At 71.6% G+C, this 11,028-nt stretch carries 11 protein-coding genes and 2 pseudogenes; 5 read left to right on the top strand and 8 right to left on the bottom strand.

Annotated elements, in window-relative coordinates; genetic code table 11:
• Positions 1–24 precede the first annotated feature (24 nt).
• Genes IPZ69_RS35325 through IPZ69_RS35305 form a run of 5 tightly spaced genes read right to left on the bottom strand, consistent with a single transcriptional unit; the run spans position 25 to position 6,350 of the window.
• The gene (locus IPZ69_RS35325) at positions 25–1,215 is read right to left on the bottom strand and encodes a thiolase family protein (RefSeq protein ID WP_235458778.1); all 1,191 of its coding nucleotides are present in this window, start codon (positions 1,213–1,215) and stop codon (positions 25–27) included.
• A gap of 16 nt (positions 1,216–1,231) precedes the next feature.
• Positions 1,232–1,861: a CoA transferase subunit B gene (locus IPZ69_RS35320; RefSeq protein WP_235458777.1), complete on the bottom strand. Its 630-nt coding sequence runs from the start codon at positions 1,859–1,861 to the stop codon at positions 1,232–1,234.
• On the bottom strand, positions 1,858–2,616 hold the full coding sequence (locus tag IPZ69_RS35315) for a CoA transferase subunit A (RefSeq protein ID WP_235458776.1): 759 nt from the start codon (positions 2,614–2,616) through the stop codon (positions 1,858–1,860). The genes IPZ69_RS35320 and IPZ69_RS35315 overlap by 4 nt, the downstream gene beginning before the upstream one ends.
• 12 nt (positions 2,617–2,628) lie before the next feature.
• Positions 2,629–4,404 carry an FAD-dependent oxidoreductase gene (locus IPZ69_RS35310; protein ID WP_235458775.1) on the bottom strand — a complete coding sequence of 592 codons (1,776 nt, stop codon included), beginning with the start codon at positions 4,402–4,404 and terminating at the stop codon, positions 2,629–2,631.
• A 17-nt stretch (positions 4,405–4,421) separates the two neighbouring features.
• Positions 4,422–6,350 carry a maleylacetate reductase and hydroxyquinol 1,2-dioxygenase domain-containing protein gene (locus IPZ69_RS35305; RefSeq protein WP_235458774.1) on the bottom strand — a complete coding sequence of 643 codons (1,929 nt, stop codon included), beginning with the start codon at positions 6,348–6,350 and terminating at the stop codon, positions 4,422–4,424.
• A gap of 161 nt (positions 6,351–6,511) precedes the next feature.
• Between IPZ69_RS35305 and IPZ69_RS35300 the strand changes: the two genes are divergently transcribed.
• From IPZ69_RS35300 to IPZ69_RS35290, 3 genes and pseudogenes are all read left to right on the top strand, one after another.
• Positions 6,512–7,132 (top strand): hypothetical protein, encoded by a 621-nt coding sequence (locus IPZ69_RS35300; RefSeq protein ID WP_235458773.1) that lies wholly within the window; start codon positions 6,512–6,514, stop codon positions 7,130–7,132.
• A gap of 57 nt (positions 7,133–7,189) precedes the next feature.
• Positions 7,190–7,456: pseudogene (locus IPZ69_RS35295) on the top strand (glycoside hydrolase family 97 C-terminal domain-containing protein); the annotation flags it as partial.
• A 60-nt stretch (positions 7,457–7,516) separates the two neighbouring features.
• Positions 7,517–8,104 carry a GNAT family N-acetyltransferase gene (locus tag IPZ69_RS35290; RefSeq protein WP_235458772.1) on the top strand — a complete coding sequence of 196 codons (588 nt, stop codon included), beginning with the start codon at positions 7,517–7,519 and terminating at the stop codon, positions 8,102–8,104.
• Here IPZ69_RS35290 and IPZ69_RS35285 read toward each other — a convergent pair.
• Together IPZ69_RS35285 and IPZ69_RS35280 are read right to left on the bottom strand one after the other, a co-directional pair.
• Entirely contained in the window at positions 8,004–9,371 is a 1,368-nt protein-coding gene (locus tag IPZ69_RS35285) for an FAD-dependent oxidoreductase (RefSeq protein ID WP_235458771.1), read from the bottom strand. The two genes, IPZ69_RS35290 and IPZ69_RS35285, sit on opposite strands and share 101 nt — an antisense overlap.
• Positions 9,372–9,603: 232 nt before the next feature.
• Positions 9,604–9,891 carry a hypothetical protein gene (locus IPZ69_RS35280; protein WP_308407575.1) on the bottom strand — a complete coding sequence of 96 codons (288 nt, stop codon included), beginning with the start codon at positions 9,889–9,891 and terminating at the stop codon, positions 9,604–9,606.
• On the opposite strand from IPZ69_RS35280, the pseudogene IPZ69_RS35275 reads away from it, so the two are divergent.
• Positions 9,880–10,158: pseudogene (locus IPZ69_RS35275) on the top strand (amidohydrolase family protein); the annotation flags it as partial. The gene IPZ69_RS35280 and the pseudogene IPZ69_RS35275 overlap by 12 nt on opposite strands.
• A 6-nt stretch (positions 10,159–10,164) precedes the next feature.
• Here the strand turns inward: IPZ69_RS35275 and IPZ69_RS35270 are convergent.
• Positions 10,165–10,530 (bottom strand): DoxX family protein, encoded by a 366-nt coding sequence (locus IPZ69_RS35270; protein WP_235458770.1) that lies wholly within the window; start codon positions 10,528–10,530, stop codon positions 10,165–10,167.
• Between the two features lie 103 nt (positions 10,531–10,633).
• On the opposite strand from IPZ69_RS35270, the gene IPZ69_RS35265 reads away from it, so the two are divergent.
• Positions 10,634–11,020, top strand: coding sequence for a winged helix-turn-helix transcriptional regulator (locus IPZ69_RS35265; protein ID WP_235458769.1), 387 nt, complete (start codon positions 10,634–10,636; stop codon positions 11,018–11,020).
• The last annotated feature ends 8 nt before the right edge of the window (positions 11,021–11,028 follow it).

Below are 11,028 nucleotides of genomic sequence, written 5' to 3'. Positions count from 1 at the left end.
CGCCGCCGAGGCGAGCCGGCCAGCTCAGCGTTCCAGGATCAGCGCCAGGCCCTGGCCCACACCGATGCACAGGGCCGCCAGGCCCGTTCCGCTGCCCGCCGTGGCCAGCTGGTGTGCGACCGCTCCGGTGATGCGGGCGCCCGACGCGCCCAGCGGGTGGCCGATCGCGATCGCGCCGCCGCGCGGGTTGACCCGGGACGGGTCCAGCTCCGGCAGCGCCGCCAGACACCCCAGCACCTGCGCCGCGTAGGCCTCGTTGAGCTCGATCGTGTGCAGGTCGGCGGGTGCGACCGCCGCCTTGTCGAGCACCTTGCGGATGGCGTCGACCGGGCCGAGGCCGAAGTACTGCGGTTCGATGCCCGTCACCGCCGCCGCCCGCACCCGGGCCAGGGGCTCGCGCCCGATCGCCGCCAGTCCCTCTTCGTCGGCGAGCAGCAGCGCGGCCGCGCCGTCGTTGAGCGGCGAGGCGTTGCCGGCCGTGATCGTGCCGTCCGTGACGAAGGCCGGCCTGAGCCGGGCGAGGGCCTCCAGGGAGGTGTTGTCGCGGATGCCCTCGTCGCGCGGCAGGTCCACGCCCTCGACCGGGACGACCTCCCCGTCGTAGGCGCCGTCGCGCCAGGCGGCGGCGGCGTTGCGGTGGCTGGCGAGCGCGAAGGCGTCCTGGGCCTCACGGGTGACGCCGTACTTGGCACCGACCAGTTCCGCGCTCTCGCCCAGCGGAATCGTCCACTCCTCCGGCATCCGCGGGTTCACCATGCGCCAGCCGAGCGTCGTCGAGTACAACTGCTGGTCCTTGGCCGGGAAGGCCCGGTCCGGCTTGGGCAGCACCCAGGGCGCGCGGCTCATGGACTCGACGCCGCCCGCCACCGCGATGGAGGCGTCGCCGAGCGCGATGGCGCGCGCGGCCTGGACGACGGCTTCCATGCCGGATCCGCACAGGCGGTTCACGGTGGCGCCGGGCACGCTGACCGGGAGCCCGGCGAGCAGCACGGCCATGCGGGCCACGTCTCGGTTCTCCTCGCCCGCTCCGTTGGCGTTGCCGAGCAGTACGTCGTCGATGCGTGCCGGGTCCAGGCCGGGGCTGCGGTCCAGGAGGCCGCGCAGCACACCGGCGGCGAGGTCGTCGGGGCGGGTGCCGGCGAGGGGACCGCCGTAACGGCCGAAGGGGGTACGGACGGCGTCGACGACGTACACGTCTCGCGGTCGCTCGATCATGGCGGACTCCGGCAGGCTAGTGATGGACGGTCAGGGGGGTGAGGGACGCGACCTCCTCGGGCGTCACGCCCGGTGCGGTCTCGACGAGTTCGAGCCCGTGCGGGGTGACGTCGAGGACGCAGAGGTCGGTGATGATGCGGTGCACGCAGCCGCGGCCCGTGAGGGGCAGCGTGCACTCCTCCACGATCTTGGGACTGCCGTCCTTCGCCGTGTGCTCCATCAGGACGACGACCCGGCGGGCGCCGTGCACGAGGTCCATGGCGCCGCCCATCCCCTTGATCATCTTTCCGGGGACGGCCCAGTTGGCCAGGTCGCCGTGGACCGAGACCTGAAGGGCGCCCAGGAGGGCGATGTCGATGTGGCCGCCGCGGATCATGCCGAAGGACAGCGAGGAGTCGAAGAACGACGCCCCGGGGCGTACGGTCACGGTCTCCTTGCCCGCGTTGATGAGGTCGGCGTCGACCTCGTCGGGCCACGGGTAGGGCCCCACGCCCAGCAGTCCGTTCTCCGAGTGCACGACCACGTCGACGCCCGGCGGCACGAAGCCGGCCACGCGGGTGGGCAGGCCGATGCCGAGGTTGACGTAGTCGCCGTCGCGCAGTTCGCTCGCGGCGCGTGCCGCCATCTCGTCCTTGCTCCAGCTCATCGCTCGCGCACCGTTCTCTTCTCGATTCCCTTGTCCGCTGCCTGCCGGGGCGTCAGCGCCACGACGCGCTGGACGAACACCCCCGGCAGCTGGATCTCGTCGGGGTCGAGTACTCCCGGCTCGACGAGTTCCTCCACCTCGGCCACGGTGACGCGCCCGGCCATGGCGGCCAGCGGATTGAAGTTGCGAGCCGCGCGATGGAAGACCAGGTTGCCGTGCCGGTCCCCGCGCGCGGCCCTGACCAGCGCGTAGTCCGTGGTGATGGCGTGCTCCAGGATGTGGTCCACGCCGCCGAAGGACCGCTCTTCCTTCGGCGGCGAGGCCACGGCGACCGATCCGTCGGTGGCATAGCGCCACGGCAGGCCGCCCTCGGCCACCTGCGTACCGACACCGGCCGGTGTGTAGAAGGCCGGGATCCCGCAACCGCCCGCTCGCAGCCGCTCCGCGAGAGTGCCCTGCGGGGTCAGTTCGACCTCCAGTTCGCCCGCCAGGTACTGGCGGGCGAATTCCTTGTTGTCCCCGATGTACGAGCCCGTGACCCGGGCGATGCGGCCCGCGGCCAGCAGGATGCCGAGCCCGCGGCCGTCGACGCCGCAGTTGTTCGACACCACGCTCAGCCCGGTCGCGCCGGAGTCGTACAGGGCCCCGATGAGGACCTCGGGGACGCCGCTCAGTCCGAAGCCGCCGACCGCGAACGACCGGCCGTCCGTCACGTCCGCCAGGGCCTCTTCGGCCGTGGCCACCACCTTGTCCATCCCGTACGCTCCCTAGCGCGCCAGCACCCGGCGCAGCGCGCCGAGCAACTCGTCCTGTGCCGCCGCCGCGGTGTCGGGGGCGGTGGCACGCCGCCAGGCGACGTGACCGTCCGGGCGCACCAGCAGCACCCCGTCCTCGGCGATCTCCGAGACGCGGCTCCATTCGCCGTACGCGTCACGGGAGTTGTCCTCGCCGACGCGCACCACCCGCAGCGGTACGCCGAGGGTCCGACCGCAGGCGCTCGCGGCGGTGTCCCACACGTCGCCGGACAGGCCGGTCAGTACGGTGAACGCGCCGGATCCGACGACGTCCAGCGTGGACACGCGCTCTCCCTGCTCGTCGACGAGCCAGGCGTGCGGCAGCTTGGCGCCGGGGCGGGTCGTCGGCCGGTGGAGCAACTCCCGGTCCTGGTCCCAGACTTCTTCGGCGAGGTCCTCGTCGGGCAGTACGGCGGACGAGACGTAGCGCTGATTCATCTCGACCCCGTGCGCGTTGAACTCGTAGTTCTTCAGCTGGACCGCCTCTTCGAGCCGGCGTCGCTTCTTGGCGCCCTCGGGCGTCCGGGCGCCCAGTGCCGCGAGTCCCTCGGTGATGGCCTCCTCGTCGCTGCCGGCGCCAACGCCCAGGACGTCGAAGATCGGCCCGAACTGGTCGCGGCTGAGGTTGGCCCGCTCGACGATCTGCCGTCCCACGGGGGCGCGTTCGGCGCTGTAGGTCTCCAGCAGCTCCGGTCCGGCCTCGCCGCGGATCACCATGGCGAGCTTCCAGGCGAGGTTGTAGGAGTCCTGCACGGAGGTGTTGGAGCCGAGCCCGTTGGACGGCGGATGACGGTGCACGGCGTCGCCGGCGCAGAAGACCCTGCCGGACGAATACGTCGTGGCGTAGCTGTGGTTGACCGTCCACAGCGAGGTCGAGGTGATCTCCACGGGCAGCTCGGGGTCGCCGATGAGGTCGCGCACGATCTGCCGCGCCGCCTCCTCGTCCACCTGCGGCGGCGGCTGTTCGATGTCGTAGCCCCACACCAGCAGCCACTCGTTCCACGGCCGGACCATGCGGACCAGGCCCATGCCGATGCCGCCGGTCTCCGCGCCGGGCTGCAGCACCCAGTACAGGACGCTCGGCCGGTGGGCGCAGTACTGGGCCAGGTCGGCCTTGAAGACGATGTTCATGCTGCCGGCCTTGGCCATGCGCCCGTCGAAGGGCAGGCCGAGCTGCTCGGCGACCGTGCTGCGCCCGCCGTCGGCGCCGATCAGATAGCGGGCCCGTACGGTGAACTCGTCGCCGCGCACGCGGTCGCGCAGCAGCGCCGTGACGCCGTCGTCGTCCTGGGTGAAGCTGAGGAACTCGGTGTCGAAGCGGACCTTGGCGCCGCGGGCCGCCGCGTTGCTCACCAGGATCGGTTCCAGGTAGGTCTGCGGCAGGTCGATCATCGGGGAGGGGCTCTTGGAGGCGTACTCGGTGGCCGACGCCGGTCCCGTTCCCCAGCTGCGTATACGGCCGATCTCGTGCCCGGTGAGGGCCGTGCACAGCACCGTGTCGCCCATCAGGTGGGAGGGGCTGCCCACGGCCAGGGCCTCGGACTCCACGCCGAGGTCGCGCAGGACCTCCATCGTGCGTTGGTTGGTGATGTGCGCCCGCGGGGTGTTGGCGAGCCAGCCGTACTTCGTCACCAGCAGGGTGCGAATGCCGTACGTGGCCAGCAGCAGGGCGGCCGAGCCGCCGGCGGGGCCGCTGCCGACGACCAGGACGTCGGTGTCGTACGTGTCGTGCGTGTCGGTGGGTGTCATGAGCGGACGCTCCTCGGTCAGTCGGCCAGGGGGGCGATGCGGAAGGTGTAGTCGAGGCGGCGCCACTCCCCCTCGACCGTGCGGTCGTCGGGGGTCGGGCCGGTGTGCGGCGTGAAGTCGACGACGAGTTCGTCCTTGACGCCGAAGACGGTGTCGCTGTCCAGGTAGTCGGCGCCCGCCACGAACAGCTGTGTGACGAGCCGGCGGTGGCCGGGCGCGTCGATCATGAAGTGGAGGTGGGGCGCCCGGTAGGGGTGGCGGCCGGCTCCGGCGAGCATCCGCCCGACCGGCCCGTCCTCGGGGATCGGGTACGGCGAGGGCAGGATGGACCAGAACGTGAGGCGTCCGTCGGCGTCGGTGCGCAGCCGGGCGCGCAGCACCGGCCCGTCGAGGTCGGGGAGTTGGACGTCGTAGAAGCCGTCCTTGTTGGACTGCCAGACGTCCACGACCGCGTCCTTGACCGGCTTGCCGTCGGTGTCGGTGACCCGTACGTCCGCCCAGAGCGGGATGCCGGGCAGCCCTGCGGCGATGTCGCTGCCGTGCGCGGCCTCGGGCGGGCCAGCCACGTAGAACGGGCCGAGCACCGCGGACGGAGTGGTGGTGGGTGTACGGGAGTTGGTGAGCAGGTCCACGGCGCTGGAGACGCCGAGGGTGTCCGACAGCAGCACGAACTCCTGACGGGTCGGTCCGGTGATCTCCCCGGCGCGGGTGAGGAAGTCGATGGCGTACTGCCATTCGTCGTCGGTGACGTCATTGGCGGCGACGAAGGTGTGCAGATGCCTGACGAGATCGCTCAACAGGGTCCCCACGCGGGGGTCGGGGGCCTGGGCGAAGCTGGCCACCACCTGTTCGGTGAGGCGGGCCAGCTTGGTCCGCGTGGTGGCCGGTCCCTCGGGTCGGCGTCCGTGCCAGGCGCCGGTCAGCAGGTCCGCGATGCCCTCGGTGGTCAGCTCGCGCGGGTTCGGGTACGGCGTGGCGGTGGCCAGCTCGGCCGCGCGGGCCAGGCCCGACTCGGGCATGCCGAGGTCGCGCAGCGAGGTGGGCCCGCCCAGGGAGGCGACCAGGTCGTGGACGCCGCCGGGGGCGTCGGCCACGCCCAGGGCGTCGGCGATGCGGCGCATCACCTCGGGCACGGCGGGGGCGTTGTAGGCCATGGCGTGCGGCAGGACGACGGTGTGCGTCTCGGCGTGCGGCAGGTCGAAGCTGCCGCCGAGGGTGTGGCACAGCTTGTGGTGCAGTCCCATACCGACCGTGGCCAGGCAGGTACCGGCGAGCCAGGCCGCGTGCAGCAGGTCGGCCCGGGTGTCCCGGTCGGCCGGGTCGGCGGCGAGGCGGGGCAGGGCCCGCGCGATACGGGAGATCGCGTCGAGGGCCAGCCCGTCGGTGACGGGGTTGGCGTCGGCGGAGTACAGGGCCTCCACGGCGTGCGCGAGGGCGTTGATGCCGCTGGTCAGCGACATCGCCGGGGGCAGGGAGAGCGTGAAGTCGACGTCGTAGACGACGGCCTCGGGCAGGATCGCGGGCGAGGACTGCGTGGTCTTGCGTCCGTCCCGTGTCTCGCCGAGGACCGGGGTCACCTCGGAGCCCGCGTACGTGGTCGGCACGATCACCTGCGGCAGGCCCGTGCGCAGCGCCAGCGCCTTGGACAGGCCCGTCGTGGAACCGCCGCCGACGGCCACGAGGCAGTCGGCGCCCGCCTCCCGCAGTACGGACAGTGCCCGCTCGGTCACGTCCACCGGCGTGTGCATGACGGCCCCGTCGAATTCCGCCGCCACCAGAGCGCCGAGCGCCTCACGGACCCTTCCGGAAGCCTCGGCGAGCGGTGGGCTGGACAGCAGCAGCACTCGGGAGCCGCCGAGCCGCCTCACCTCGTCGGGCAGTCGGTCGGCTGTGCCGGAACCGAAGACCACCCGCGAGGGATGGGCTGTGTAGACGAATGTCCGCATGGAGCTCGGCCTCCGCATGTCGCTCGAAATACGGCCTGGTTGACATCCGAGTGTGCGGCCGTGGGCGGGCGGAATCCTGCACGAACGGTGCGTTTGTCTGCACGAAAGACGCATGCTCCCCCGTTGTCCCGGCAGCGGTGTGGCGCGGTCATACTGTGCGCATGCATCTCGGGGTGGTCGTCGCGATCCTTTACTGCCTGCAGTTCAGCAAGGAGCTCAGCGACGAGGAGGTCGAGCGGATCGCCCGGATGATCCTGGAGCAGCCCTTCTACGACCTCACCACCGAGCAGGAGTACGAGGGGATCGCGGCCGCGTTCACCGCGGAGGCCTGGGAGACCGACCTGTCCTGGCAGCCCCACGGCGAACCGGCGATCCGCGACTTCCTGCGGCGCCTGCTGGAGCACCTGGACGCCCTGCGCCCGTGGCAGGAGCCACCGCTGCGGCCACTCGGCTTCGGCCGCTGGGAGGAGTTCAAGGACGGCGTGCTGCTGGCGCACGTACGGCTGTACGCGCCCTCGCAGGACGTGCTGCACGCACGTCTGCGTGCCGTGCCGGGGGACGCGGACGGGAGGCGGGCCGTGGTGTTGCGGCTGCGGTCCGGTGACGAAGTCGCCCTGATGGCACCGCCGTTGCCGGACGGATACGACGCGCTGCTGAAGACGGTTGCGCCGCACCGGCCGGCGGAATCGGTGATCGAGGCGTTCCTGACCCACACGGGATACCCGCGGGACCGGGTGACCCCGGCGGGGCGGCGGAAGTGGTGGGGGTGGCGGCGCCGCTGATCGTCCGGGTCGCCCTTGCGTAGGGCAGTGACTACATGTGGCAGTGACTCAATACGCCAGGAGGCCGTCCTGGCCCGCCGCGGCGGCGACCGCTGGTTCCTGGGCGGGGTGTACGCCGTAGCCGCCCGGACCACCGAGATACCGCTGGCCCTGGGGCCCGGACGGTGGCTGGTCGAGACGATCCGGGACGGCGCCGACGGGCTCGTCCAGGACCAGCGGGTGCTGCGCGGCGGCGACGCGCTCGGCGTCGATGTCGTCGCCAACGGCGGCTTCGCCGGGATCGCCTGCCGCTGGCACCCGGGCGTCACCACGTGTTACCGCTGAGCGTTCCGGTCCGGTGGAAACCCAGGTGGGCTCAACGCACGGTCCGGGTAGGGTCGGGCAATGCCCGAGCTGAAACGGCTGCATGCCGGCCATGCCCCGGCGGTCCTGGCGTTCGAGTTGGCGAACCGCGCCTATTTCGCCGCCTCGGTCTCCGACCGCGGCGACGACTACTTCGACCGGTTCAGCGACCGGTACGAGGCCCTGCTGGCCGAGCAGGAGGCGGGCATCTGTGCCTTCCATGTGCTCGTCGCCGAGGACGGCTCGGTGCTCGGCCGGTTCAACCTGGTCGACATCGAGGAAGGCGCCGCGGAACTCGGCTACCGGGTCGCGCAGCACGTCGCCGGCCACGGGGTGGCGACCGCGACCGTCCAGGAGCTGTGCCGGCTGGCGGTGGAGCGGTACGGGCTGCGCACGCTCAGGGCGGGCACGGCCCGCGAGAATGCCGCGTCCCAGAGGGTGCTGACCAAGGCCGGGTTCGTCCCGGTCGGTCCGGCCGACCCGGCCGACCTTGGCGGCAAGTCAGGCACCTGGTATCAGCGCGACCTGGTCAGGAGCCCTCCATGTCGAGGGACCCGGCCGCCGGGGCCGTCAGCACCTTCAGGGCCACCGCCGGGTGGAACAGCAGGGCCGGTGAGGCCACCATGTTGATCACGCGGGCGAACCTCGCCCATACGGCCGCGTCCTTCACTGCCACGCGGAAGAGGCGTGTGTTGTACCAGTGGGCGAAGCGCGCGGCGAGGGGTTGGCCGGAGGGGGTCCACATCAGGTCGGAGTTGGTGGACAGCGTCCAGGGGCCCATCAGCAGGCGGCCGAGCTTCTTCTGGAAGTCGCCCGCGAGGCCGTCCAGTCGGGCGGACGCGCCGGCGCGGGCCAACATGCCCTGCAGCAGTTCCGCCTCCATCGCGGCGACCGTGAGGCCTTGGCCGTAGACGGGGTTGAAGACGCAGACGGCGTCGCCGACGGCGACGAGCCGGTCCGGCCAGTGTTTGACGGCGTGGTAGGGCCGCCACTGGTTGTCGACGTTGGTGTAGCGGTAGGTCGGTTCCTGGACGGTGCGCCGGGCGATCTGCTGGGCCAGGTGCGGGTTCTTCAGGGACTCGGCGAATGCCAGGTAGCCCTTGTCGTCGGTCGGCGGCTGGTCGTGGAAGCCGCACAGCGAGCACGTCCACCGGTTGCGCTCGACGGCGAGCAGGACCCCGGCCCGGGACACGCTGGGTGCGAACGGCATCTGGTAGGCGACGTAGAAGTCCGGGTGGCCGTCGTGCTTCTCTTCGGGACGGTCGAAGATCATGGAGGTGTACGTGACCTTCGCCTTCACGGTCCTCTTGGGCGGTACGGCGATCCCCATCGCCCCCAGCCAGTCCGTCAGGGAACTGGACCGCCCGGAGGCGTCGACGACCAGGTCGGCGGACAGTTCGACGGGTCCGGCGGCGCCCCGGGGTTCGCACGTCACCCCGCTGACCCGGCCCGAGGAATCCCGGATCAGACCGGTGCACGAGGTGGACGGCATCAGCGTGACCTCGGGGAGGGTGAGCACCTTGCGGCGCAGCCGGCGTTCCAGCTCGTCCCGGGTGAAGGACTGGACCGGGATGCCCGTGTGCTGCCGGGGGGCGAGCCCGGCGGGCAGCAGGAAGTCGATGCCCTCGCCGTAGTCGAAGACCGGCGCCCCCGCTGCCCTCAACTCCTCGCGCAGCCCCGGGAACAACCGCTCCAGGATCTCCCCGCCCTTGGCCAGCAGCGCGTGGGCGTGGTAGCCCTGCGGGGCGCCCGGATGCGCGCCGGTGTCCTCGTCGACGGGATCCCGTTCCACGAGGACGACCTCGCCGAAATGGTCGGCCAGCACCCGCGCGGTCACCAGTCCCGCGTAGCTGCCGCCGATGACAACGGCCTTGTCCCAAGGGCGATCTGCGGTCATGTCGTCTCCCACGCGTGGTCGGAACAGGGCGTCCACGCAGGTCAACGAACCCGCCGAAGGACCCGACACGGGGGCTCGGGAAGCACCCGAGGAGCGCACTGCGCGGCCATGATCCCACAACGTGATCGGTCCGGACGGCGAGTTCGGCGGCGGACGGCGCGATCACTACGGTCTGGACGAGGAGTTGCGCGTCGCGCTCACCGCGCCTCCGTAGGGACGGCACCGTGGGGGCTCATGCCGACGCCCGCGCCCTGCGCACCGTGTCGGAATGGCGCATTGTGATGCCGTACACGGTAGCCGCGACGATCATTCCGGCCGGCAGGGAGAGGTCGATCCCGTCCAGGGCTGCCGCGACGGGACCGGTGTAGACGGTGTTCACGCACAGCGCCCCGGCGGTGACCCCGGCGGCACCGGCCCGGTTGACGCCTCCGGTGTACCAGAACGGGCCCGAGGGGCTCTCGTTCATGAGCGCGAGGCCGTCGTAGCGGTTGCGGCGCAGGACGATGTCGGCGCCCGCCACCGCCGCCCCACCCGAGACGTGACCCAGCCCCCGCACGGCCCCGACCAGGCCCTCACCGCGCGCGAGGCGCTGCAGGCCATGACGGTCAACGCCGCCTACGCGGCGGGTGAGGAGGACCACGCGGGCCGGATCGCCGTGGGGCACCGCGCCGACCTCACCGTCTTCGCCGACAGTCCGCTCACCACGACGGCCACGGACCTGCCCGAACTGCCGGTCCTGCTCACGGTCCTCGACGGTCGACCCACCCACCGCGGCGCGGCGGTGTAACCGGAGTCAGAGCCAGGTGGTTGCCAGCCACGCGGCCACCGCCGCGAGTATCAGCAGGGTGATGTTGAGCCCGATCTCGCGTACTTCGCCTCGGGACAGGTGCAGCGTCATGCCGCCGATCTGGATCAGGACCAGGCCGACCGCCGCCGCGAGGGCGAGGGGGACCGCGGTGCCGGTCAGGGGCGGCAGGAGGAGGCCGAGCGCGCCGAGAACCTCCAGGGTGCCTATCGCCTTGACGAGCGGCATGGGCACGGTGTCGACCCAGCCCATCATGGGCCGCAGTTGCTCCTGGGTCTGCAGGATCTTCTTGCCTCCCGCATAGGCGTAGAACAGCGCCAGCAGTCCGGCAACGGTCCAGTACGCAACATGCATGAGGACCTCGCTTCAGTTACGAACCGTAAGTTGCCTCATCATGAGTCACTATCGGAAGGCATACAAAAGGCACATCGATGTGCGCTACGCACAAGGAGCTGTCATGGCGCAGGCGCCGCAGTACGAGCACACCTGCATGATCCGGGGCGACGGCGGCCGGGCGATCCGCGCGATCCTGGACCGGATCTGCGACAAGTGGACGCTGCTGATCGTGTCCACGCTCGAAGAGGGCAGCATGCGCTTCACCGAGCTGCACAGGCACGTCCCCGGCATCTCGCAGCGCATGCTCACCCTGACCCTGCGCAACCTCGAACGGGACGGGCTGGTCTCCCGAACCGCGTACGCGGAGGTTCCGCCGCGCGTCGAGTACGCCCTCACCCCCATGGGCAGGAGCCTCATCCCGCCCGCCCTGGCGCTCGCGGGCTGGGCCATCGAACACATCGCGGAGATCCAGGCCAGCAGGGCCGCCTACGAAACCCAGCAGGAGTGACGCCGGCG

Origin of the sequence: Streptomyces olivochromogenes, from assembly GCF_021538895.1 — a bacterium.
Lineage (GTDB): Bacteria > Actinomycetota > Actinomycetes > Streptomycetales > Streptomycetaceae > Streptomyces > Streptomyces olivochromogenes_A.
The sequence above is the reverse complement of the archived record's forward strand: the minus strand, read 5'-3'. Positions and strand labels throughout refer to the sequence as shown.